The organism is Rhodococcus sp. IEGM1428, assembly GCF_050321865.1.
In the GTDB taxonomy this organism is placed as follows: domain Bacteria; phylum Actinomycetota; class Actinomycetes; order Mycobacteriales; family Mycobacteriaceae; genus Rhodococcoides.
Genome location: NZ_JBNQFW010000008.1, coordinates 36626 through 60625, shown reverse-complemented (window position 1 = coordinate 60625; position 24000 = coordinate 36626). Strand labels below are relative to the sequence as shown.

Annotated in this window: 24 protein-coding genes and 1 pseudogene; 15 read left to right on the top strand and 10 right to left on the bottom strand. The window is 63.7% G+C overall.

What is annotated here, in order from left to right:
- Nucleotides 1-67 precede the first annotated feature (67 nt).
- The gene (locus tag ACQR3T_RS25995; protein WP_428695443.1) at nt 68-919 is read left to right on the top strand and encodes an NAD-dependent epimerase/dehydratase family protein; all 852 of its coding nucleotides are present in this window, start codon (nt 68-70) and stop codon (nt 917-919) included.
- 469 nt (nt 920-1388) lie between these two features.
- On the opposite strand, the gene ACQR3T_RS25990 is transcribed toward ACQR3T_RS25995, so the two are convergent.
- Entirely contained in the window at nt 1389-1580 is a 192-nt protein-coding gene (locus ACQR3T_RS25990; protein WP_428695442.1) for a three-helix bundle dimerization domain-containing protein, read from the bottom strand.
- A 373-nt stretch (nt 1581-1953) separates the two neighbouring features.
- On the opposite strand from ACQR3T_RS25990, the gene ACQR3T_RS25985 reads away from it, so the two are divergent.
- Nucleotides 1954-2322, top strand: coding sequence for a nuclear transport factor 2 family protein (locus ACQR3T_RS25985; RefSeq protein WP_428695441.1), 369 nt, complete (start codon nt 1954-1956; stop codon nt 2320-2322).
- A 62-nt stretch (nt 2323-2384) separates the two neighbouring features.
- Here ACQR3T_RS25985 and ACQR3T_RS25980 read toward each other — a convergent pair whose 3' ends face one another.
- Entirely contained in the window at nt 2385-2999 is a 615-nt protein-coding gene (locus ACQR3T_RS25980) for a gamma carbonic anhydrase family protein (RefSeq protein WP_428695440.1), read from the bottom strand.
- A gap of 171 nt (nt 3000-3170) precedes the next feature.
- Here ACQR3T_RS25980 and ACQR3T_RS25975 point away from each other — a divergent pair, with 171 nt between their 5' ends.
- The gene (locus ACQR3T_RS25975; protein ID WP_428695439.1) at nt 3171-3542 is read left to right on the top strand and encodes a cupin domain-containing protein; all 372 of its coding nucleotides are present in this window, start codon (nt 3171-3173) and stop codon (nt 3540-3542) included.
- A 34-nt stretch (nt 3543-3576) separates the two neighbouring features.
- Here ACQR3T_RS25975 and ACQR3T_RS25970 read toward each other — a convergent pair.
- From ACQR3T_RS25970 to ACQR3T_RS25950, 5 genes and pseudogenes are all read right to left on the bottom strand, one after another.
- Nucleotides 3577-3843 (bottom strand): annotated as a pseudogene (locus tag ACQR3T_RS25970) (IS110 family transposase); the annotation flags it as partial.
- An 89-nt stretch (nt 3844-3932) separates the two neighbouring features.
- Nucleotides 3933-5411, bottom strand: coding sequence for a recombinase XerD (locus tag ACQR3T_RS25965; protein WP_428695438.1), 1479 nt, complete (start codon nt 5409-5411; stop codon nt 3933-3935).
- Nucleotides 5401-5739, bottom strand: a complete 339-nt coding sequence (locus ACQR3T_RS25960) for a helix-turn-helix domain-containing protein (RefSeq protein ID WP_428695437.1) — start codon at nt 5737-5739, stop codon at nt 5401-5403. The genes ACQR3T_RS25965 and ACQR3T_RS25960 overlap by 11 nt, the downstream gene beginning before the upstream one ends.
- The gene (locus ACQR3T_RS25955) at nt 5736-6839 is read right to left on the bottom strand and encodes a tyrosine-type recombinase/integrase (protein ID WP_428695436.1); all 1104 of its coding nucleotides are present in this window, start codon (nt 6837-6839) and stop codon (nt 5736-5738) included. The genes ACQR3T_RS25960 and ACQR3T_RS25955 overlap by 4 nt, the downstream gene beginning before the upstream one ends.
- Nucleotides 6840-7128: 289 nt before the next feature.
- Nucleotides 7129-7551, bottom strand: a complete 423-nt coding sequence (locus ACQR3T_RS25950; protein WP_428695539.1) for a hypothetical protein — start codon at nt 7549-7551, stop codon at nt 7129-7131.
- A 570-nt stretch (nt 7552-8121) separates the two neighbouring features.
- Here ACQR3T_RS25950 and ACQR3T_RS25945 point away from each other — a divergent pair.
- The 3 genes from ACQR3T_RS25945 to ACQR3T_RS25935 all read left to right on the top strand — a co-directional run bounded on the left by ACQR3T_RS25945 (nt 8122) and on the right by ACQR3T_RS25935 (nt 10848).
- On the top strand, nt 8122-9363 hold the full coding sequence (locus ACQR3T_RS25945; protein ID WP_428695435.1) for an amidase domain-containing protein: 1242 nt from the start codon (nt 8122-8124) through the stop codon (nt 9361-9363).
- A gap of 752 nt (nt 9364-10115) precedes the next feature.
- Nucleotides 10116-10478, top strand: coding sequence for a hypothetical protein (locus ACQR3T_RS25940; protein WP_428695434.1), 363 nt, complete (start codon nt 10116-10118; stop codon nt 10476-10478).
- Nucleotides 10479-10503: 25 nt separating this feature from the next.
- The gene (locus ACQR3T_RS25935) at nt 10504-10848 is read left to right on the top strand and encodes an SDR family oxidoreductase (protein WP_428695433.1); all 345 of its coding nucleotides are present in this window, start codon (nt 10504-10506) and stop codon (nt 10846-10848) included.
- Between the two features lie 189 nt (nt 10849-11037).
- Here ACQR3T_RS25935 and ACQR3T_RS25930 read toward each other — a convergent pair whose 3' ends face one another.
- Entirely contained in the window at nt 11038-12273 is a 1236-nt protein-coding gene (locus ACQR3T_RS25930; protein ID WP_428695432.1) for a cytochrome P450 family protein, read from the bottom strand.
- Between the two features lie 133 nt (nt 12274-12406).
- Between ACQR3T_RS25930 and ACQR3T_RS25925 the strand changes: the two genes are divergently transcribed.
- A complete protein-coding gene (locus ACQR3T_RS25925) occupies nt 12407-13426 on the top strand; it encodes a GAF domain-containing protein (protein ID WP_428695431.1) in 1020 nt (339 codons plus the stop codon).
- Nucleotides 13427-13568: 142 nt separating this feature from the next.
- Here ACQR3T_RS25925 and ACQR3T_RS25920 read toward each other — a convergent pair whose 3' ends face one another.
- A complete protein-coding gene (locus ACQR3T_RS25920; protein WP_428695430.1) occupies nt 13569-14015 on the bottom strand; it encodes a helix-turn-helix domain-containing protein in 447 nt (148 codons plus the stop codon).
- A 206-nt stretch (nt 14016-14221) separates the two neighbouring features.
- Nucleotides 14222-14347 (bottom strand): hypothetical protein, encoded by a 126-nt coding sequence (locus tag ACQR3T_RS25915; protein WP_428695429.1) that lies wholly within the window; start codon nt 14345-14347, stop codon nt 14222-14224.
- Between the two features lie 261 nt (nt 14348-14608).
- On the opposite strand from ACQR3T_RS25915, the gene ACQR3T_RS25910 reads away from it, so the two are divergent.
- From ACQR3T_RS25910 to ACQR3T_RS25875, 8 genes are all read left to right on the top strand, one after another.
- Nucleotides 14609-14788: a hypothetical protein gene (locus ACQR3T_RS25910; protein WP_428695428.1), complete on the top strand. Its 180-nt coding sequence runs from the start codon at nt 14609-14611 to the stop codon at nt 14786-14788.
- Between the two features lie 427 nt (nt 14789-15215).
- Nucleotides 15216-16538 carry a hypothetical protein gene (locus ACQR3T_RS25905; protein ID WP_428695427.1) on the top strand — a complete coding sequence of 441 codons (1323 nt, stop codon included), beginning with the start codon at nt 15216-15218 and terminating at the stop codon, nt 16536-16538.
- 45 nt (nt 16539-16583) lie between these two features.
- The gene (locus ACQR3T_RS25900; protein ID WP_428695426.1) at nt 16584-17252 is read left to right on the top strand and encodes a hypothetical protein; all 669 of its coding nucleotides are present in this window, start codon (nt 16584-16586) and stop codon (nt 17250-17252) included.
- Nucleotides 17253-17255: 3 nt separating this feature from the next.
- Complete coding sequence (locus tag ACQR3T_RS25895; protein ID WP_428695425.1) at nt 17256-19400, top strand: cutinase family protein; 2145 nt, start codon at nt 17256-17258, stop codon at nt 19398-19400.
- A gap of 115 nt (nt 19401-19515) precedes the next feature.
- Nucleotides 19516-21138 carry a peptidoglycan DD-metalloendopeptidase family protein gene (locus tag ACQR3T_RS25890; RefSeq protein WP_428695424.1) on the top strand — a complete coding sequence of 541 codons (1623 nt, stop codon included), beginning with the start codon at nt 19516-19518 and terminating at the stop codon, nt 21136-21138.
- A 55-nt stretch (nt 21139-21193) separates the two neighbouring features.
- A complete protein-coding gene (locus tag ACQR3T_RS25885) occupies nt 21194-21844 on the top strand; it encodes a hypothetical protein (protein WP_428695423.1) in 651 nt (216 codons plus the stop codon).
- Nucleotides 21841-22458 (top strand): hypothetical protein, encoded by a 618-nt coding sequence (locus ACQR3T_RS25880; RefSeq protein ID WP_428695422.1) that lies wholly within the window; start codon nt 21841-21843, stop codon nt 22456-22458. Before ACQR3T_RS25885 ends, ACQR3T_RS25880 begins: the two co-directional genes overlap by 4 nt.
- Before the next feature lie 53 nt (nt 22459-22511).
- Nucleotides 22512-23948: a MinD/ParA family ATP-binding protein gene (locus ACQR3T_RS25875; protein ID WP_428695421.1), complete on the top strand. Its 1437-nt coding sequence runs from the start codon at nt 22512-22514 to the stop codon at nt 23946-23948.
- Nucleotides 23949-24000 lie beyond the last annotated feature (52 nt).

Genomic DNA, 24000 nt, shown 5'->3' with positions numbered 1-24000 from the left:
TCTGGATCTGTCTGCTGGTCCAGCTTCGACGTAACGTCGTTGTCGTTCCCATCGTGAAAGGTTCCTTATGCGCATCTTCATCGCCGGTGGTTCCGGTGTGCTCGGCCGCGCGCTGATCCCGCTGCTCACTGCCGCCGGCCACCAGGTCACCGCTACGACTCGGGCTCCTGCCCGTGCAGCACTCATCAGCCAACTCGGTGCGACCCCGGTGGTCGTCGATGCACTCGACCGGGCCGCCATGTTCGAGACCGTGAGTCAGTCCGGCCCAGATGCGATCGTGCATCTGCTGACCGATCTGAGCACCGGAGACTCGGCCAGCAACGCACGGTTGCGCGTCGCAGGCACACGGAATCTCGTCGATGCGGCGCTGGCCGCCGGAACTCCGAGGATGGTCGCGGAAAGCATCTCCTGGGTCTACCCCTCCAGCACCACGCCGGCCACAGAAGCGGAACCTCTCGATCCCGACACCACCGAGCCGAGGCGCACGACGATCGGTGCGGTGAGATCCCTCGAGTCGGCGGTGACCGAGGTACCAGAACATGTCGTGCTGAGGTTCGGCCAACTTTACGGGCCTGGCACCTGGTTCTCCCGCGGCGGACGGTACGGGCGGGATGCACGATCAGGCCGCTTGGCGGCGACCGAGACCGTGGCGTCGTTCCTGCACACCTCTGACGCTGCTCACGCGACCCTGATCGCTCTGGGATGGACAAGCGGGACGTGGAACATCGTCGACGACGAACCCGCAACGGGACACCAGTGGGTACCTCGATTCGCCACCGCGGTCGGCGGCGACGGATCGGTGGCGGCACATATCTCTGCCTCTGGCAACATCGGTCGCCCAGTATCGAATGCACGCGCCCGTGACAACGGACTCGAGTTGCAGCACTCGAGCTGGCGCGCGGGATTCTGCACCCTGTGAGACCTGCATTTCGCCCCGCAACCTGGCGGCAAGCCGTCATCACCTACACAGCTGTCCTACCTGTGAGTCTGGTCCTGAACTTCGCTCCGATCCCGATCACTGAGCACTGGCCCCGGCTCGCGGTCGTCGTCTTCAACGCCACCATCCTGGTCGCAACATTGAACTGGGCCCTACTGCCCGCATTACACCGCCTCACTCGAGGATGGGCAGCGCCGAGGCCGACACCTCGCCCCGAAGCCACTGCCCCACCCCACACGCGGAAGGTCATCGAATCCGAGACCGGGCAACGGAGATCAAATACAAAAGGCTCATCCTCGACTGTCCACGGTTGCTCAGAACCGGTGCCCCTGTCCATTTACAATCTGCCGAACTTGCCCCTTGACAATCCCTATCGAGATGCCGCAATCCGCCGGGCGAGCGCAGCATTCAGCCGAGAACCGTTCCAATGCAGGTAGTTCGGCCGGAAGAGTTACTGGGTCTGCAGAGTCTCGCGGGCTTTGCGTTCGACGAACAACGGAACGAAGTCGCGAATGGAGTTGCCCTCGAACCGGGCATGCTCGGCGGCGATCGTGTCATCGATGACCGAGCGCGGCACATCGGGGAACAGGGCTGCGAGGCGATCGCGGACAGCGCCGATGTGCTCGTGCTCGGTGGTAGTCATCGTTTCAACGATCCGCTCCGATCGGGGTGGAATCGATCAGCTTTTGGACCGGCTGGCCGACCGGGCTCTGGCCGCACCGGTGCCGGGCTCACGAGTGTGGGAGTCGGCGTGGAACGAGCGCGACACCATGGTGGGGCGTGCCCGTTCCGCCGAACGGTCTCGTGTCCGAGCCGAATTGACCTACCGGGCGGTGACGGAGCTCTGCTCGAAACACCCCTGTGCACTCGGTGTTCCTACTCGACGTGGACCGTCGGCCAGATCGAGCAGGGCGAGTTCCGGTCGTGGACGTGTGGACGACGCTCAGCTGGCCTTCTTCTGAGTACTCCAGCGCTACGGCTCGATAGGCTGACGGTTCCCGACCGAAGGAAACGCTATGTCGCTCGCGTCCGTCCCGCCTGCAGCTGCGGCGATCGAGCTCTACTTCGAGGCGCTTCATGAATGCGATCTCGACAAGTTCGATCAGATCTTCCACCCGACGGCAAGCCTCTTCGATGTCACAGACGGAGCATTCACTGCAATGCCCGTGAGCGACTACCGGGAGGTCATCCGCCTGCGGCAGTCACCCGCGTCTGTTGGGCAGCCTCGGGACGACACCATGATCTCGATCGACTTCCTTTCCCCGGACATGGCGGTGGCGAAGGTTCGACTGCGCATCCACGAGCACACGTTCTTGGACCACCTCACGCTGGCGAATATTGATGGCGTTTTCAGGATCGTGGCCAAGACCTGGCACGAGGTCTGAGGCGACATCCACGGAACCGACACGCTCGAGCAAGTGTCACCGAGCGACAGTGTCGCGGATGGCTAGTCGTTCTTGCCGCCGATGGGTTCGACGATCGTGTCGTCCCGGTGGTGGCCGTAGAACTCAGACTGGCCGTTCATGAGGTCGCGCATCGACACGTCGTTGCCCACCCCGTAGACCGTCTGGCCGAAACCGAGTTCCCGTTGAATGGCCCAGATCTCGTCGTGGCGATCCGGTGAGAACAATTGCGCGGGGTCACCGACAGCGACCCAGCCGATCGGAACCACTACACCGTCGCCGACCACGGTATTGACCTGGACGATGCCATGTATTCGGACCTCGGCTCCGGCACCGATCCGGCTTCCCGGGAAAAGAGCAGCCCCCGTGGCGATGAAGGCCTCATCACCGACGACGCTTCCGTTGATGTGCGTGTGGGGGCCGACCATCACAGCCGAACCGATCGCTGCAGGGTGGCTGGCGCGGCCACGGATGAGAGCATTTTCCATCACCACCGTGTCTTCACCGATGGTGACCGCACCATCCTCTGCAGAGAGAACGGCACCGTGAAGCACCCGAGCCCCTGCAGCAACTCTGACGTCACCCACGAGAACAGCCGTCGCCGCGACGAACGCGTCCGGGTGAACGTCGGGACCGAGGCCCCGGTGCTGGATCAGCATGCTCTGCCTGCGATCGGCTCGTGCCGCGTGTACGTCATCGCCTCACCGTAGCGAACAGCCCAGCACCACCAACGCGTTCACTCCACGCGCCCGATGGCGAGCCGTCGGCCCCGGCTCCGTCCTGCGACCCATCAGCACGAGATGAGAACGGTGAATCGGTACTGTCCTCACATGACTGCAGATGTCCGGAACATCACGACCGCTCTCGCGACCATTTCCGAACACTGGCAGCCCCATAGGTTGACCAGCATCAACGACTACGACGTCAAGGTCGTCAAGCTGCAGGGTGAATTCGTGTGGCACACCCACCCCGACACCGAAGAGCTGTTCCTCGTCCTGAGCGGCGAGCTCACCATCCAGCTGCGGGACCGCGATGTCGTACTCGGGCCGCACGATGTTTTCGTTGTGCCACGCGGGGTGGAGCATTGCCCGAAAGCGGCCGAAGAAGTAGAGGCTCTGCTCTTCGAACCTCGAGGTACGGTGAACACCGGCGACGCCGGTGGTGACATGACCAGCCAGCTCCGCGAGCTCGACAACTCCTGATCACGGACAGCGTTCACGCTGTCGGGGCGAGGCGCTACGCCGCAGCGGTAGCCACGGGAGCCCGCCGGACTTTCCGGCGTTCGTACTCGCATCCCGTCTTCAACATCGTGTAGAGCACATTGGTGCGCCGCCTGGCCAGGCACACCAACGCCGACCGGTGGTCTTTACCTTCTGCCCGTTTGCGGTCATAGTATTCACGCGATGCTGGCTCCCTCAGCGAGGAGAACGCCGAAAGATGCAGTGCGCGTTTGAGTCTGGTGTTGCCGACACGTTGTCGATGCTCACCGCGGGGTGCTCTCCCGACCGTGTGTCGGCTATCGCACCAAACGACCCACCGACTCCAATTTTTTCGTACTGTTGCGCAGCTGTTGAATGCGCGAAAAGCTCAGACTACTTTCGCTGTGTGGCGTACTGCGACCATGGCTGCGCTGCCAGTTCGGCGTGGCGGTGGGCGACGGAGTAGCTGTATCCCAGCATTTCGGCTGCGAGCGGCGGTGGTACCTGGGTGACGAGAGTACGTAGGGATGTTGTGCGCGCGCCGAGCAGGTTGATTCCGAGTGATCGGATTCGGTCCATCATCGTGTTGGGGTGCAGGTGGCGTCCAGTGCGGACGCTGGGGAACAGCCAGCCGTTGTCGGTGCCGGTGAGTTGCGTTGTGCGTGAAGCTATACAACCTCGAACAAGCACCGCAAAGGGTTCGGGCACCGGGACAGGTTCGGCGCCGAGGGTGATCCACAGTCCGTCGGTGTCAGTAGCGACGTGATCGTTGCGCAGTGCAGCGATCTTGACCATCGGTTGAGCGTAGAGCAGGAGAAAAATCCCGGCCACTCGATACGGGAGAGATTCACTGCTGCCGGTGAGGAGTTCTCGGATCCAGTGCAGTCGCTCGTCTTGGGTGAAGGTGGCTGTCGGGGCGGGGGAGCGGTGGGCGATCGTCACGTTCCGGTTGATGCGGGTTGTCTTGGCCCAGACAAAGAACGTTCGAATCACCTGGCGTGTGGTGGGTCCGGTGGCGAGCCATTCGTCGACGTCGAGTTGGCGGCATGTCGCGGCGGTGCGGCTGTGGGTGTCGTGGAGCCAGGTCAGGAACTTGATGGTTTCGGCGATGTCCTGTTTGGAGGCGTGGACGGGTCCGCGGGTGGGTTTGCCTGCGGCTGCGATGGCGCGGACTCGTTTGAGGTGGTGCCAGGTCGCGAACTGTTCGGCGTAGCGCCGAACCGAGGGTTGGCCGACAGCGGTCATCTTTGCGGCGATCCAGTCCTCGAAGAGGGCGAGGTAGCGGTCACGCGGCGGGATCAGTTGGTGGTGTTCGAGGATGCCCCGTAGGTGCATTGTGCGGCGATCGTCGCCGACGCTGTCGAGGCCTTCGTGGGTCATTGGAATCTGGCCGGTTGCCAGCTGGCGCAACAGCTCGTGCACCTTGGCGGATCGTTTCCAGGTGTGGATGCTTTCGGGGCGGTCCACGGCGCAGAAGATGCCCACCAGTGTGTTCATGGTGGCAGGGTCGGCGGGGTTGTCGAGGAGCAGCGAGGTGAGGTCGTCGCGGAGTGCGCAGCGCGCGCAGATGCCGCGTCGGTAGTGTTCGGATTCGGTGCCGCACCGGGTGCAGTGGAAGTTGGTAGCAATTCCGGCGCAGTCGACACAGACCGCTGTGTCCTCGACTCGTCCGGGGAGCATGCGCTCGAATCCGCATGCTCCGCAGTATCCGTGGGTGCGCACCGCGGCGTGGAAGCATGTTCCGCAGATCTTGCCGTCGGGCCAGCGCACGCGCGGTTTGCCGGCCTCGCGTCCGCATCGATCGCAGGTGAATCCGCCACCGGTTCTCGGTCGCCCTCGAACGGTGTTACGGGGTCGGATCTCAATGGTCATCGCGGATCACTCGTGCGCGTCGCGGTCGGACTGTCTTGTTGAGCTCTACGACGTTCGGTGCCGATGACGTTGCAGTTCGCTTCTTGCGTTCGTCTGCTGCGGTGACGGTGACCAGGTCCTGCATTCCGCAGCCGAAGATGTCGCAGAGCGCTGCCATCATCTGCAGTGAGACACGTTCGGGTCGTTGAGTGACGAGGCGGTAGACCTGAGGGCGGGAGAGGGCGATTCCTCGTTCGAGTAGGCGGGGGATGAGGTCGGTGCTGTTGTGCATGCCGTGTGCGGCCATCAGCTCGGGTAGGCGCCAGGTGTAGTCGACGGTGCGTTTCACGAGATTTCTCCTTCCATTCCGAGAGCGTCGCTCACGGTGGCATCCAAGGCTCGCCGCAGCGTGCGGGTGCGGAAGTCGCTCGACACGCAGGTATAGAGGGAGGTGGTGCTGGCGTGCTCGTGGCCCATCTGCTGTTGCACGAACAGCGGATCCCAGCCGTCTTCGATCAGGTGGGTGGCGTACGAGCGGCGCAGTGAGTGCAGGTCCAGCCCGGGGGAGAGCTGCAGCTCGGTGCAGTAGCGCCGGAACCGGCGTATCAAGGTCGATTCGGCAACGAGCGCGCCACGTTCGGACGGGAACAGATCGAGTCCCGCATCGAGATAGGGCTGGCCGTGGGTGAGCCAGTCGTCGACGATCTCAGGTGTCCAGTCGAAGACCGTCAGGACGCTGCGCCGTTTCGGGGGTGACCCGCGTTTGGCTTTGCCGTAACGCACATTGAGAACTCCGAAGCGGCCGAACTCTCGTGCGTGGGGATTGCGGGCAAAGTCGACGGTCTGTAAGTGACGTACTTCGTTGAAGCGCAGCCCGTAGGAGTAGGCGAGTTTGAGCATCACCGCGTCGCGGTAGGCCGGCAGCCATCCCTTGCGGCCTGTCGCCGCGATCGTCTCGACCTGGGTGTCGGAGTGGTCGAACAACAGTTGCAGCTCGGTCTTGGTGAAGGCCCGCTTGGCCGGTGTCTGCTCGTTGTCCTGGACGTGTGCTGCGGTGTTCCACTCGAAGAACACCTGAGCGGGGTGTGTACCGAAGCGGCTCTCGCACAGTCGATCCCACCCGTAGTCGGGGTTGCTGATGTAGGAGCAGAACAGCTTGAGCGAGGTCTGGTGGCTACGGATCGTCGAGTGTGCGATTCGCCGGATCGAGCGGAGGTCTCCGAAGTATTCCTCGACCATGGCCGGTGTCCATGCCCACGGGAACTCGTTGGTGTAGTCGATGAACCGTATGACGACCTGCTGTCGTTGCTCGATGGTCCCGAGCTGCAGGTTTCGGCACAGCTGCTGGTTCCGCCATCCCGTGAGCATGTCTTCGACCGTTTGTTCCTCGGGACGCAGTGGTGTCACCGAGTCGACCAGGATGACGCGTCCGCTCTTGTCGACCCCCATGACACCCCTCCGCCGTCTCGTTCAACGATTCAATGATTCACCAGATGCATCATTACTGTCAATAGCACTGCCAGAGAATGATGTTGAGCTGCGAAAACTACAGGCTGACGATGCCTTGGGGAGGACGTCCGAACGGGCGGCCTGCCAGACAGCACGTAACCTTCTCACTCTGAACAGATTTCGTGCTTCAACAAGAGGTGCACGCAGTCAGCCTGTTAGAGCTGCATGATTCATCAGATGCAACATGCAGAGGTTTACTTGACATAATCTATATTATCGGCAATGATTGTCAGTGCGGATATTGCGAGTCGAATCCACGTAGCCTCCTCAGCCGCTGTCGGGTTTCAGCACGGATTAGCCAGAGGTGTTGAGCGTCGCGGGGGTAGAACGCCATGTGCTGTGCTGGAAGCGGGTTTCTTCGGCCAGCTGGGCTTCGATACGTCACGAAGTTGCCGGCGGGTACACCGACGTATGGACGACGCCAGCAATCGTCGAACAGTGCATCGCCGGTCAGCTTCCGGATGGTCTCGTCGATGGCCCGGCCCACCGGCCATCGGGCGCGAGAAGCTCGAAGCCGCGCGACAAGGTCCGCGGCGATGACCTCCCCATCGTCTGCAAGCATGCGCTTCACCCGAGGGCCGTTCAGCAACTGCCCGATCAGGTTGCGACAGTGAAACGCGAGGCGCTTGTCGTGGCCATGTGTCGCTGCCAGTCCTCCTGGGGAGTCGGCGGATGCCGCGGAATGCGGGATATTTCACAGGCCACTGGAACGCTTATTTGGCCAACAGTTAAAGGACCTGGCAACACGCCCGCTCCAGAACATGCCGAATCCTACTCCAAGCTTTACCATTGAATTGGAACCAAAGGGGCTGCTTGCCGAGTCGGCATAACCACCCTAGAGATTGCTTTCAGGTAAAATATCAGCCACATGCACTGAACTAAAGTATCGCTACAGTCAATAAAATCGAACCACCTGTTCACATTGCAATAACTTGACCAAGAAAATGCGAAGATATTGACCAATTGCAATCTGAACGAAACGAATTCGGATTCCCTTACTGCAGATCCGCGCTGTATCTTCCTTTGTACTTACTTCGGTCCCCTTACAACAGATCTACCGTCCGGGCTCCAGTACATCAAGGAAAGATTGAGGCCAGTGCAGCCGAGACCTGCTACCAAATGGACTAAAAAGACAATTACCTGTGCGGCAACACTGTCGGTTGCACTGTCAATGTTGGCGGCTACACCAGCGGGCGCGGACACACCGAGCAATGGGCATAACGTGGGTGGAGACATCGAGCAAGAATGGTTCGCGGTTGGGCCGGACAACGTCGGATACGCCGTTTCCGATGAACTTCACACAGCCGACGACGGACGATTTCAGGTTTTCGAGCGCCCCGCACCCGCACTCGGAAACTCCATCTATTGGCGCTCTGACCTCGGAGCTCATCAGATCGGAGGCGTGATACGGGACAAGTGGAGAGATTGGGGCTGGGAAACAGGCACACTCGGTTACCCCATCACACGTGAAACCTCCACTCCTAATAACACAGGTCGATACAACACCATGGAAAACGGATCGATTTACTGGTCCGATTCCACGGGCGCAAACGAGATCGGCGGTGCTATACGAGACAAATGGGCGCAATTAGGATGGGAGGCTGGAGCACTCGGATTCCCCACCACCGATGAGGTCAGCGTCGATCGGAACAACGGAAAGTTCAACCACTTCCAAGGCGGCTCCATCTACTGGTCATCGGCTACCGGAGCGCACCCAGTGTGGGGTGCTATCAGAGATCAATGGGAAGCCGCCGGGTGGGAAAACAGCTCGTACGGATTTCCCACCAGCGACGAGTACGACTACAACGGAGGTAAAAGACAAGACTTCGAAGGCGGATCGATCACCTGGCCTGCAAGCTATGACCGCGCCAAGGCCGTCGCCTACGCAGAACAGTGGTGGGACGGATTCAACACAGACCAGTATCCGATGTTCGGCGACGACTGCACCAGTTTCGCATCACAAGCCCTACATGAAGGCGGCCTCGAGTGGCGCGGAACGCCCTCCATTGCGGCGATGGAGGACGCGAACAACTGGTTCGGTGTCGAAGGCCAGGTCGGTCAAACCGGTGCCCGATATTGGACACATTCGTTCTCGGTTGCACCTGATCTGCGACAGTGGTTACTCACTCACAACTCGAACTCCGGTAACGGGACGATCGCCACAGACCTAGGTAGCGTCACCAGCATCAGTGACAAAAGCTCAGTCAATGTTCCAGCAGCAATGCAGCCCGGCGATGTCATGTTTTACGACTGGACCGATGACGGTGTGATCGACCACGCATCGTTTTTCGTCGGCGACTACGACACTGAGCTGCCACCGAGCGGTGATCAGTCGGCAATTGCAGGCAGCGTCGATGGGCACACAAATGCCCGACAGCACTCGTTCTGGTCCATGTGGAAAGGTAACGATGACTGGAAGAGCACGCGAGTATATTTCGTCCACATCAATGACGGCGTCAGCTGAACCGGGAACGGATCCAACATGCGTAGATTGAACCGATTGACCCTTCTCGCCGCTATAGCAATAGGTACAGCCTCACTGTCGTCTGCCGTGGCCTACTCCACGCCCTCCACGCCTTCCGCAACACCGAGTTCGCCGACGTCGACGGTTACCACCACCGTTCATCCCCCTGCAACCACGACACCGCCGGCGGTCAGCACCACGACGCCGCCGGTCGCTGCCCCGACAACGAGTACCGCGCCCACATCGAGTAGCCCTGCCGCCCCGACTTCGGACACTGCACCATCCTCACAAGCCCCTGCGTCGATCGAGAGTGTTTTAGCGCAGGCTCTTTCCACCCGAAAGACCGTCACAATTGCACCCGCACAGACGGCGCAGTCCGATGTGACGTCCAACGAAATCGATGAGCAGAAAGGGCGGGTCCCCCAAGAATTAGCTCAGTACTTCACGGATGGGGCGCTCGCGTCTGAGACCCGCGCGTTCGACACCACACTGACAGCAGAAGCCGCAGGTGGATACCGCGAGACAGACGGCGGAGCACAGCTACTGTCCTCGCAAGCCCCGGTGATCAGCGGATCCACAGCAACTATCGCGGCACGAGCCGTAACATGGCTTTCCTGGAGCCAGAAGGCGGACGACGGCACCTGGCAATCAACATCGCCGCGCTCGGAAAAGGATGTCACAGCGGAGCTGACCGTCGACGCTGATGGAGTGTGGAAAGTCTCGCACCTATCCGTGCAGCCTGTCCCCACATCGTGACGACACCGAAGCCTCATTCGGACAAACCCCGACACGGCCGCGCACGTGCCCGGCTGAGTGTCAAAGTGATTGCAGCGGTTCTGATTGCGGCGTACGCGGCCTTCGGCCTGCTCTATCGAAGCCCTTTATGGATCTACGACGCCCCAACAACCCTTCCCTTCGATGGACGCACCTACATCAAGTCCCATCGTGCAACACTGCTCGAACTCCCAGAAGGAGAATCGATCTCGATCCACGGCCACTTCATCCCACTCATGTTCGGCATCTACGGACGCGATGGCTTCGAAACCAATTCATCAGTCTATGTGCGTTGGTGGGACGACCACTACATCGAGTACTCCCTGAGCGGAAGCCCATAGGAGAGGTTCGAAAGCTTTTCTACCTGTGATAGCCAAAACGTCTGCCGCAGGCCGCATCTGCAATGTCTCGTACGCATTTGGGCTGATGGCGTCTCCCAACTCGTCCGCATACAACGCATCGAAGTTTGCCGTTCGGGGCTTCACAGAAGCGCTGACACAGGAGATGCGCGCAGAATTCGGAGATCGTATGCGTGTGACGTGCGTGTATCCCGGTGGGGTGAAGACGTCAATTGCCCCGCATAGGTCGCACCAGGCGTGGATCATTGCTCAGTGGCTCAAACCTTCGACCGGCTCGCGCGGACTGATCCCGAGGCTGTTGTTGCCCAAATACTGCACGGGGTTGCGAATGGAGCGGTACGCGTACTCGTAGGAGCAGACGCTCGCGCTGTCGACATCGCAACGAGGTCGTTCGGCCCCGCATACTTGCTGGTCGTTCCGTGGCTTCGCCAACGACTGTAATACCCGCTTTCGTGTCAATTTCGGCATCGTTGCAAAGACGGGCGTCGATACGCTGCACAAGTCCGCGGCCAGTGCGAAAAGAACAGGGAGCGTATAAGGACTAGTGGAGGCGTGTCGGCAGCGATCGAAGCCCACGGAACACGATGCTTTCGCGCCACACAGCGTCTCCGATATCGGTGTCGAGGTGCATGTCGGGATAGGCCGCGACCAGCTTCTTGAGCGCAATTTCGGCCTCGAGCCGAGCCAGCGGCGCCCCGATGCAGTGGTGTATCCCGTGGCCGAATGCCAGGCTTCCTCGAGTTGCACGGGCAGGATCGAATGTGTCCGGTTGGTCGAACTTGGCGGGGTCTCGGTTCGCTGCCGCCAAGCTGATCATCACAATGTCGCCGGCGGAGATGAGAGTTCCGTCGATGTCGAGGTCGATACTTGCCTGCCGCAAAGTCGTTGTCGGCAGTGGAGGTTCGAATCGAAGGGACTCTTCGATGACGTCACGCAAGCGAGTGTCGCCGGCCTGTAGACGCATCAGAGCAGTGCGGTCTTCGAGCAGAAGGTGCGTCGTGTTTGCGATCAGGTTCACGGTGGTCTCGTGGCCTGCGATCAAGAGCAGCGCGACTGTAGACATCGCTTCCTGCAGAGAGAGTTGCTTCGCTCGGTTGGCCTGCATCAACAGGGACAGAACGTCGTCCGTCGGGTGCCGGCGGCGCTTACGCATCAGCGGGTAGATGATCTTGGCGAGCGTCAGAGCGGCTCGTCGGAGGTCATCGGGATCTGCCACGATCACGTCGGACAAAACTCTGGATGCCTCACCGATGGCCCCCATGTGTCGGTCGGGAACACCAAGGATTCGGCAGATGACCTGAACGGGAAGCGCGAACGCATAGGATTCCACCAGATCAACTGGCTCCGAACCGGATTCAGAATCCAGCTTGGCAATCAAATCGGTCGCATACTGTTCGATAGCGGGTTCCAGCGCTCTGAGAGCCGCGGGGGAGAACGCGCTCTGAACGACGCCCCGCAACCTCGTGTGATCGGGTGGCTCCGCAGCGAGCATATGGCTGACCATCCACGGTGATGTTCGTTCCCTCAACCACGACCGTAGGCGAGCCGACAGCTCGCGCGGCTGCGCACTTGGATCCGCCCCGGCCATCGTGTCCTGAGTTTTGATCACAGATCGATCATTGAGAACGCGGCGGGCTACGTCGTAGTCGGTGATCATCCATCCAGTCACTCCGGTGGGCGATGTAAACCTGTGCAGCGGACCATCATTGCGCAACGCCCGGTAGAGGTGTTGTGGTTCTTGGAAGAATGCGCTGTCGAAGGTCACGTGCTGCGGCATCGGCAAGAGTGTCCGTTCTGTTGATCGGAATGACAGGTCATCCGCGCCGATGACGCGAGTCACAGTGACATACTGCGGGCTTCGAGATGTCGATACAGGTGACCTGTCGGGGTCCCAACGGGGAGGTTAGATCGTGACAAACAACCAGGCAAACGGTCAGAAGACGCGGCATTGGCTACTGATCGAAACGTTTGACGAGAGCCGAGATCCCACGATCGTGTCTGAGGGGAAGTCCCCTAAGCCATTCATGAAGCTCAGCAGAATGTTCAGCGACGATCGTCTCACCACGATTCGCTCCGTGATCACCGGGCTTCGTCGAACCAAGGAGCCTCTCGACACGGAATATGGTGACCGCCGAATCATTGCTCATCCCCTTCTCGTCGAGGGGCGGATGCATGCAGTGTGGCTCGTATCGGTGCCGTTGGGCATGGAACCCCCGCCCGTCCACAACGATGCAGGCGCGTGGATCATCGATCTGACCACCTACACCGCTCTGGGCAGCCAGGAATGGGCCGCGATGGCCGACCTCCCACCCGAGCATCGTGGGCAGGAGCGACACATCGGAGCCATGTTCGATCAGGTGGTGATGAAGGATGGCGGGGAATCCCGCGCTCTGAGCCTGATCGAAACGAAGACTGTCGGGGCCGGCTACCAGGGTGACTGGATCGTCGAGCGTCGCGACGGTTCGCAATGGCGGGCCCACTTCTCACTCCGCATTCTCGACGTCGAGCGTGGAGGAGAAGTTCATCGTTGCTCGGTCGGCGTCAGCCAAAATTTGGGCGAGGTCGTCCAGGACGGACCCCAATCACTGATGCACCTCGAAGGCCACTATCTACGTATGGCCCGCGCAGAAGGCGAACACGCCGCCATCGTGAGCCTCCGGACACTGAACTTCATCCGCTGGGTCACGGCGGCCTCGGATCGCATTGCCTGGAAGGGCGTTGCCGGCGAGCCCGCCCCAGCCATCCACCCGGACGATCTCGGCGAAGCGATCCTCCTGATGCGACGGGCAGAAAGTATCGGGCGCAGCGAGGGGCAAGTGCGGGTGATGGGGATCGACGGCGAGTACCTCTCCGCCGACGTCGTGATCGAGCCAGTGACCCTCGAAGGAGGCGTCCACGCAGCGTTCGTGCTTATTCGACTCGAGGCGTAGACACCCAAAAGCCGGTTCTGTACCATCCCTAGACGCGCCCCCCACAGGGGGATCTCCCCGCTCTCGCTGGTCGAGACGGCTGCATATGCGCAAGGCCTATTTTGAGCTGTGCAGATTCGGGGAGTCGATTTTGAGGTCAGTGTCAGGGCGCGACGCCGGGTGGCCGCTGCCGCGTACGTTGGTACGCCGCCTCCACCTGGTCGACCGAGCACCCGAGCGCTTCTGCCAACCTTTGCGCCACGTCGTCCTTCAATCGCGCCTCCCCTCGTTCGAGGGTGCCCAGCGATGTAGTCGACATTCCAACTTTCTGCGCAAGCTGCGGCTGCGTCAATCCGGCCAGCACCCTGAGGTCACCCAGGTACCGGTCGTTCTCGTTCAATTCGATGAACGCTCCGATCGGAACAGACAGTGCCTCAGCAACTTTGAGCAAGGTGTCGACCTGCGGGGTGGCGGTACCGGTCTCCCACGCGAACACAGCGCCCACGCTTATGTCGGCCAGTCGGGCGAGGTCGGCGCGGCTGCATTTCGCCTTGTCGCGTTGCTCGACAAAGGCCTCCCGCGAGAAGCCGCGCAATATGCGTCGACTCACTCGCGGGGCTCCTCGTTCCTCATGAGCCATAACTGTGCCCGAATCCGTTCCATACAGTCCCCGCATGGGGTTGATAAATATGGTGATAAAAGTAGGGTATAGATTTAATACAAACGCCGAGACGGAGGGAATGCAGTGCCGATTGAGCAATTGCCGCTGGCCCCAGTCGAGGCGAAACCTAACTTGACGCATCAACGAGCCGGAGTTCAGGCCACAGATCGCGTCAGAATGCCGGCCGCACGGGACAGCAGCATCGGTGCGGCGGCGAGGGCGAGGTTGTGCCGGACCGGCACCTCGCCGCCGCGCATCTTTCGTTGCGCCCGCTCGCCCATCCGCGATCACGGTGGCGACTCACGCCAAAAATTACGGAAACCCTCAGCGCCATCGTTGATTGGACGTCTCTGGCGACGCTGAGGGCCTCTTCTCCATCGAGCTCCACGACCAATTACCGAAGCAGGCATTGAACCGGGGTGCGACCCGTTTCATTGCCGCAAGACGAACTGCAATCGGTTCGGAGGACGACAATGACATCTTCTCATCTCGACTCGGTGTTACACCTCAATTCTGATCGTAACCCGCGACTCTGCCCGGCGATGATCACCGAAACTTTCGGTTTCGCGATCTGCTCGCTGCGCCATGGCACGCACGACGTGCATCAGTTGCGGTGCGAGGACACCGGCGAGCTCCTCGGCGAATGGACCGACGCGGACATGACGTTTCGCGAACCCGCCAACGAACCCCGACTCACCACCGAGTTCAGCGACGTGGCCTGACCCCCAATCTCGACTGGGGGTCCCGCCTGACACCCAGTCGTGAGCTGCAGGAGCTCCTGACGCCTGCAGCTCAATCGGTGGATCGGCGCGGGTCTTGCAGTGACGCTTCGACCGCCTCATCGTGTGCCGAACTGCCTGACCCCGCCGGGACATCACCGGCGTTCCTCACACCCGTTCTCACAGAAAGGATTCCGATACCCCGATGTGGATTTCCCAGCAGCCTTGGTTCTGGTCAGTGGTCTTCGGCTGGCTCTGAGCCACTAGCAATGGGTGCGTGCGACTGGCCCACAACCTATGGATCGCACGCACCCATCCACCTTCTCCTCGCTCTTGATCTAGAACCAATTGTCGTCAGAACGGTTGCTCCACAACCGCATTCACCAGAACGACCCAATACCGGGTCGCACCAGGAAGGGATCGACACACAATGCCAGCAACACCGGGCACCGGACACCACCGCTCATCCAACACGCGAGGGCGGGTGATCAAATCGCTGCCCGCCATGGCCGCGGTGACGATCGCAGGCCTGACCATGCAGGCCGCTCCAGCTCAGGCCGCACCCTCGCAGCCGGGCGTCATCGCCCCACAGGAATCGCAGCCAGGCGTCACCGGCACACCGCAAACGGCTCCGGCCACTCCGCCGCCGGCCGCACCGGAAGAACGTCAGTACTTACCCGGCTACCAGCCCTCACCACAGATCCAGCAAACCCCGTCACGTAGCTACGACGACTACCTGGCCGGTAACCAGCAGTCCTCGTACTACCAGAACACCTACTACGAAGCCCCTACCCCGCAGCCCGCCCCGAGCGAAGCGCCCCCGGCATTGCAGGCGACTCCACCGCCACCGCCGCCGGTCCCGACGGTGCAGCGCAAGGTCATCGCACCGATCGACGCACCTGACGGTTATTTCCTCGTCGGCGGTGAACTCGTGCCGTACGACCCGAACATCGTGGACCGCAATTTCGTCGAGCAGTTCAACAACACCACCCAGGCAATCCAAGCCGACGGCGGTAACTGGCTCGTGGACAACGGATTCGCCGACGCCCCACGCGCCGACCGCATCGCAGCCGGTACCGCCACCGGTGTCATCACCGGTGGCGCGGTCGGCCTGGCTGCATCGGTGGTCCCGGCCGCAGTGATCACCGGAACGGCCGCCGCCATCGGTGGAGGACTCGGCGTTGCCGCCACTACCGGCACCGGTGCGGTCATCTGGGGTGGACCGGTGGGCTGGGTCTTCATCCCCGGAGCCGCCGCACTCGCAGGAGCCGGCGTGGGCGCTGCGTTATCAGCACCGATCGTGCTGGGACTGACCGGCGCAGGAGCCGTCATCGGCGGCATCCTCGGTGCCACCGTCGCCGGCGGCGAACAGCAGATCATCGAAGAACCGGCCCCCGCCCCGGCAGTGGTTCCCCCCGCCGCCGACAGCGTCCCCACGATCCCGCCGGCCGCCACGATCGACCTGCCCGGACAGGTGCGCGACACCCTCGCCGCTGACCCGAACGGCCGCCAGGTTCTCGCGGCCGCCGACACCGCAGTCCACAACGCGGCACCGATCGTCGACAAGGCCGTCAGCGACGCGTCGATCTGGACCGCACCGGCCGTCGAAGCAGCACAGGGGTTCACCTCGAAGGCCCTCGAACAGCCTGCCGTGGCCGACGCCGTCGCCGCGGTCAGCACTGCCGCAGCCCCGATCGTCGATCAGGCCAACGCCGCCCTCGCAGGATTGAACGCCGCCTTCGCCCCTGCATGATCGCCCACTCCCCGGATTCATCTGTCCCCGAAAGGATTCACCCTCATGGCGCGTGAGCACCACGGTTCGTCGATCGTCAGCGCCACCGGCCCGAGCCGGTCACCGAGACGTCCACAGCCAGCGCGCGCCGCGACCGGATCCCGTGGCCGCAGTCGTCGCCGAGCAGCCCTGCTGTTCGGCGGCGCTGCCGCCACGGCCGCCGCGATCCTCACCGGCGTCATCGTGGCCACCGGTGACGACTCGACACCCGCCCAGAACCCGCTACCGGCCGATGCATTGGTCACCTCCGCACCGCCGCCGTCCACCGACACCTCACCTCCCAGCGAGAGCTCACCGACGTCTACTCCTGCCGAGTCCGCGCAGGGTGATTGCTCGATGCCCGCGGGCGGGCAGGACAGCGGCGAGAACGCCATCAGGGCATTCGAGCACCGCCTGTACGTCGAACGGTCCGGTGCCGCCGCGTTCGAGCTCCTCTCCCCGGCCGCCCCGCCGTTCACCAGCGTGGCGAACCTCGACGCGGGTATCGCCGCGACCCCGGTCGGCTCGACGTACTGCCTCGACCTCGATCCGGTCCTGCCCGGGCTGTTCACCCTCACCGTCAGTCTCGTCCAACCCGACGGGACACCCGGCCCGAAGTACCGAACCCAGCGCGTCACCACCTCCGTGGTCGACGGGCGTCATCTCATCGAATCGATCACCGAAGTAGGGGAATAGACCATGCGCAGTGCCGTCTCCGTCCGACTCGCCGCCCTGACCGCCGCCGTGGCCACCGGACTCGTCCTCGTGGCCCCGGTCGCCTCGGCCGCACCCGCAGCCGGGTCGCCGTGCGCGCGATACGTGGCGGTCCTGGCACCGGGAACCACCGAGACCCGCGCCGATGCCGACCCCACCAAACCGGCCGGAATGCTCGGTCAAGTCGGACAGGAGTTGCAGCACCGCTACGGATCTCAGATCCAGGTCGTCTACCCCTCCTACCCCGCACAGGCGTTCCTCCAGTCCGGCATGACGTACGCGACCTCCAAGACCGAAGGGGATCGGGCCACGGTCGATGCCCTCACTCGCTGCCCCGGCTCGAAATTCGTCATCGGCGGCTACTCGCAGGGCGCTCAGATCGCCAACGACGTAGCGGTCGATATCGGGACCGGGTCCGGGCCCACTCCGCCGAGCTCGGTACTCGCGGTCGCATTGCTGGCCAACCCCAAGCGCGGCACCACAGGTGCGAAGGTCGTCGGTCCTGCTCTCGACGGTCAGGGAATCGGTGGACCCGACGCCCGCGGCTTCGGTGCCCTGTCGGGGAAGGTCTTCGACATCTGCCACCCCGACGACAAGTACTGCAACACCGAAACGTCCTCGAACTCCTTCCTGGCCTCGCTCGGCAGAATCCTCGCCAACCCGCCCGGCACCGTCGAAACAGCAGCCGGAGCCACCGTCACACCCGGCACCAGCGCGACCGTGGCCACCACGACCGGCCAATCCACCGCAACATCGACGCTGCCCACCTCGAGCTCGACCGAAAGCACCCCCGTTCCGTCGACGTCCTCGACCACCGGGACCGGGACGACCACCGGGACCGACGCGGGCTCGGGTGCGTCGTCGTTCCTGGACGCTGTCACTTCCGACTACGGATTCGCCGACCTCTCCGCCGCACCCGGTGCTGCATCCTCGCTGGCAGCGTCGGTGGACAAGCTGCAGAACGCCGGAGCTCCGACCTCGACCTCCTCAGCTCTCGACATCGCCGAGATCGGCCAGCAGGCCAAGCTCCTGTCCGGCACGTTCGCCCCCGTCGCCCAGACACAGTCCTGGATGGCGGCGAACCCCGCCGCACGCGAGGGCCTGCGCACCGCAGCCGAAGGGTCACCGGAAGCAGCGACCAGCGGAGTCGTCGACGCGCTCGATCAGATCGACATCCCCAAGATCGTCGGTGCCGCCGACCAGGTCGTGAGCTTGGCGAGCAGCGTCCTGTCGGGCGCATCGGCTCTGAGCGGGTCGGTCCCGTCCGCAGCCGGCGCGGCTCCCACCGATGCTGCGAGCACGTTTGCGGCCTTGTCCGGACCCGCACAGACCCTGAGCACGGGAGTGTCTCCGCTGGCCAGCACCCCGGCAGATCAGCTCGCGACCGCGACATCGGTTCTGTCGGCCATCAGGCCGGTCACCATCATCAACCAGGTCCTGGGCGTGGTGACCGGGGTGACGTCGGTCGACTACAACGGCGTCGCGGCCAACCTGCAAGCCCTCCCAGGATTCCTGCTCTCGGGCAACATCAAAGAAGCGCACCGTGTTTCGGGTGAGCTGAACAATCAGCTCTCTCCGCTGGTGAAGATGGCTGCCGGGGTCGATCTGTCCTCGATCGCGCGCTTGATCAGCCTGATTCCGGACCCGTCCGGCACCGCGGCCGCGACGTCGATGGTGGCCGGTCTGCTCGCGAACGTCGACGTCATCCGCCTCGCCCGCGACGTCGGCCAGCTCCAAGAGGTCGCATGGCAGGTCGTCGAGACCGGAAACCTCCTCGCACTCGGACAATTGCTGCCCATCGGAACCGATCTCGCCAACGTCGCACTCGGCGTCCTGATACCGAGCCAGAAGATGTCCGCCGACCAACTGCACGCACCCACCGATGCGATGACCGCGCTGATGAGCAGCCAAGCCCAGAGCAGCGACCTTGTCGGACTGGGGAATTCGGCCTTGGCGACGGTCACCTCACCGGACGCCGCCGCTCTCGGGCAGGTCGTCGACGCCGGCGTCACCGCAGCGAGCTTCCTGGGTTCACGGGTGCACGAGTCCTACGGACAGTGGCTCGTCGACGGCAAACGCACCGCCCTGCAGGAAATGGTCGAGATCTACACCGAAGCAATCGGAGGCTGACCGCGCCGGACACCGAACCCGTTGCCCCCGAACACCTATCCGGCCCACCGCACCTGTCCACCCGCAGCGCATGTGACCTCGCGTCACCGATCAGATGAAAGGACGTCGAAGGCATATGGGCAAGTCCAGCACCACCTCGAACGGCATCAAAGCCGGGGCCGCGGTCATCGCGGCCGCGGTGGTGCTGGTCGGTGGCTTGGTGCTGGGTAGCGACAACCCGAAGAAGGTCGACGACTGCCTGCCCACCGCCCCGGTGGCCGGGCAGGTGGCCCCGGGGCCGGGAAACAAGACCCAACCCGTATTGGCCGGAACCTACGAGATCACCTCGGGTTTCGGGCCTCGGTGGGGCACGATGCACCGCGGCGTCGACTTCGCAGGGCCGTTGGGAACCCCGATCTACGCGGCGACGTCGGGAACTGTCGCCGACGCCGGTCCGGCCGCGGGGTTCGGCAACTGGGTCATCATCGACACCACCATCGACGGCCAGCGCCTGTCCACCGTCTACGGCCACATGAGCGCCGACACGATCACGGTGAAAAAGGGCGATCAGGTCACCGCCGGCCAACACATCGCCGGCATCGGCAACGAAGGCGGATCGACCGGACCACACCTGCATTTCGAGGTCTGGCAGGGCGGGCGACTGCCCGACGGCGCGGGAACACCGACCGACCCGCAACCCTGGCTCGCCGGTGCCGCCGAACCCACACCAGCCGCCCCCACGACTCCGGACGCGGCTACCTCCCCGGCGATCGTCAATGCCGCCTCGGTCCGTCCTATCGGCGGTGCCGGATGCGCCCGCCCGGCGGTCGGTGGATCCGACCTCAAACCGGGCAGTGTCCCACCGGAATTCGAGCCCTGGATCAACCGAGCAGCGGCCACCTGCCCGGAGATCACCGCACCACTCATTGCCGGGCAGCTCGAGCAGGAGAGCAAGTTCGACGTCAACGCCTACAACGTCCGATCCGGTGCCACCGGGCCCGGACAGTTCCTCCCCTCCACCTGGGAGCAGGAAGGCGTCGACGGAGACGGCGACGGCAAGCGGGAGATGAACTCGGTCGCGGACGCGGTGATGTCGATGGCCTCCTACGACTGCAAGATGGTCGAGCTGTCGAAGAAGGGCCTCGCCGACGGTCAACTGACCGGCGACGTCGTCGATCTGGCGCTGTCGATGTACAACTGCGGCCCCGGTGCCACTCTCTCCCAGGGCCACACCTGCACCAACAGCGAAACCCAGGGCTACATCACCAACATCCGCAAATTCGCGATCGAGGAGTTCACCGCACCGGTCGCGGCGATCGTTCCCGGCGGCCCGTCGTCCGGATCGGCCGTCGTCGACGCCGCCACCCGGTGGCTCGGCACCCCCTACGCCTGGGGCGGAGGCGACGAGAACGGGCCGACCGTCGGCACCCGAGACGGCGGGGTCGCCGATATGTACGGAGACTTCGCCAAAGTCGGGTTCGACTGCTCAGGTCTGGTCAAATACGCCGTCGCCCAGGCCACCGCGGGCCGCATCGTGCTCCCGCACCTCGATTCCGCCCAGATCACCGACTCCCGCGGAACCACCATCGCCAACCCCGCCGACCTGCGACCGGGCGACATCATCCAACCCCACTCCGGACACATCTTCATCTGGATGGGCGCGAACACCGTCGTCGAAGCTCCCCAGTCCGGCGACGTCGTGAAGATCTCACCCTGGACCCCGCCCGCGTCCGGACTGAAAGCCAAACGCTTTGTCTGACAACACGCTTCCATGCCCGCCCTACCCGTCCACCGATGAAAGGCAGAACCCCACGATGACCGTTTCGGCAGCAACCGAATGGGAACAAGCAGCGGCAGCAGTGCACTCGGCCGCCGACACCCTCCGCGAATACACCAGCTCGGACCTGCGGGCGTGGGCGAAGGAGAACAACCTGTTCGCACGCTCGATGTGGCCGAAGATCAAACGCGAACTCGTCAAACAGCTCGACATCGACTACGACGAGCTCCGCGAGCGTGAAGCAATCACCCGCAAAAACGAGATTGCTGCCGCTGCAGAGAATGCACCTCTGATCGAGCTGTTCGCCGCCGGCGACGACCGCGGCAGCTTCGCCATTCTCGGACCGGTCGACGACGCCGCCTGGTACGGCACCTTCCACCGCAACGACACGGTGTTCCGCAAAGGCAACCAGACCTCCGCCGACGACTCCGCCGCCGGCAAGGCGATCTTCCTCGCCGGCAAAGCCCGCGAAGACGCCGGCGTCGAGGCAGTGCGCCTGCTGCTCCACATCAGCAACCCCCACGTCGACGGAACGGCACTGGCGGGAGTGGCAGCCAGCCACGGAGTCGCCCTCGAACTCGACATCACCGACGACAACCGCGCCGTCGACTGGTGCGAGGAAACCGGCTTCCAGGCCTGGCAAGCGATCCGGCTCTCGGACCTGTTCGTCGACGAGGACCCGTCGTGACCGCCGCACGGAACGCCGCCATCGCCGCCGCCCTCCTGGTCGCCGTCGGCCTCGCCGCAGGTTGCTCCTCCACCGACACCGCCACCCCGTCGCCGACCACCACCACCGCAGGTGCACCGGCGCAGCAGTGGACCCCCGGCGCGGCCCCCAGCGCCACCGCGACACGGCCGCCGGCCACCACCCCCGCTCAGGTACCGGACACCCTGGCCGGGGTCGACGACAGCGATCCTGTCGCGGTCGCCGATGCAGTGGTCACCACGTGGTTCACCTGGAACACCGCCGTCGACGCCGGGCCGAACGACGCCGCCGCCCGCGCCGGGTCCGCTCTGACCGACCGCTTCCGTGAACAGCTCCTCGCCACCACCCCCACCGGGAGCCCGGGCGGTCAGTGGCTCGAATGGGCCGCGGTCGACGCCCAGGTCTGGCCGACGGTGTCCAACGTGCCCAACCAGGGCGCGATCGACACCGCGAGCGCTGTGCACCGGATGTACCAGGTCGAACAGACCGCCATCGCCGCCGACGGCTCGGTCGCCGGCGTCGACACCGTCCAGGTCGCCGTCCTCGTCGTCGACGACGACGGCCGCTGGAAAGTCGATGCGGTGCAACAACTGTGACCGATGACCGCGCAGCACACCCCGGATCCGCCCCCTCCCCGAAAGGAACTCCGATGAGCATTCCTGACCCGTACAGCGAGCATCGCAAGAACTACGAAGCCGAAACCGCCGTCGACCTCCGCAAGCAACGCCTGCGCCGCCAGAGCGACCCAGAACCCGAACCTGCCGTCGACGAGGACACCGGCGACGAACACGACGCCGACGCATTCGACGACAGCGACGACAGCGAGGTGTTCTCCGACCCCTACCAAGTGGGTCAGGATGCGTTGGCCGCCAACGAAGAACCTGCCATCGACATTCCTGCCGAATACGGCGGCCGCGACTTCGACTCCGAGACCGCCGAGCTCGACAACCGCCCCGCACTCTGGGGACTACGCGGCCGGGTCAACGCCGCGCTGGGACTGACCCGCCCACCTCTGCCCGAGTCCGCCGAAGCCCGGTTCCGGCAGTCGGTGCGACGGGTCCAGCAGCCGCTCCCGGGATGCATGGTCGTCTCGGTCATCGGCCTCAAAGGTGACGCCGGCAAGACCTCCACCACCACCGCGCTGGCGAACACCTTCGGCACTCACCGCGGCCGCGGAGTCGTCGCCTGGGATGCGTGCGAGAACTCCGGAACTCTCGGACATCGCGCCGACCGCACCACCGACCCCGAACTCGGACCGTGGGACATACTCGAGAACGCCCGCGCGCTGGCCTCCGCCGACGCGGTCTCGGGCACCCTGGGGCACTACCTGCGCCTGCAGCCCACCCACGACGAAGTCCTGGCCTCCGACAGCTCGACGAGCCGCCAGAGCGGCATCGGGTGGGACGAATGCGCAGCGTTGATGGCTGTGCTGCGCCGTCACCGTGATCTGATCATCGTCGACACCGGCAACAACGCCACCGCCAGCAACTGGCAGTGGGCCGTGCAGCATTCCGACATGCTGGTCATTCCGCTTCCGCTGCGCCGGGACATGGCGATCCTGACGATGAACATGCTCGACGGCATCATCGCCCGCGGCTACGAGCATCTGGTGCGTTCGGCGCTGATCCTGACCGTCGTTCTGCCCGGCGACAAGGACTCCGTCGACGCAGCATTGCGGCTCGAAGGCAAGCTCGAGCAGGAGTTCGCCGCGCTCGGCGGGGTCGGCCGCATCATGCGGGTGCCCTACGAGCCGAAGTTCGCGAGCGGTGAGCGGATCCGCTATCACGAACTGGGACAGGCGACCGTCGAGGCGTACACGAACGTGGCCGCGGAGATCGCCGACAGGCTTGCCGATCGCGCGTACGAGCGTGCGGCCGAATACGCCGATGTGTATGCCCCGCAGGAGTTCACGCGACCCTCGCAGGCCGAACGCCGCCCGGCACGCCGCCCGTACTCGATCCCGCAGCCCGCTCCGCAAAGCTACGACAACGGCGAGGACTACGACCCGCACCCGCCCCGCGAGCAGTGGCGGCCGCGAGCCGTCCCACCCCGAGACCAACCACCCCGAGAGGACCCGTTCCGATGACCACCGAACCCCTTGTCCCACCCGACTCCGTTGCCCCACTGACTGTTTCCAG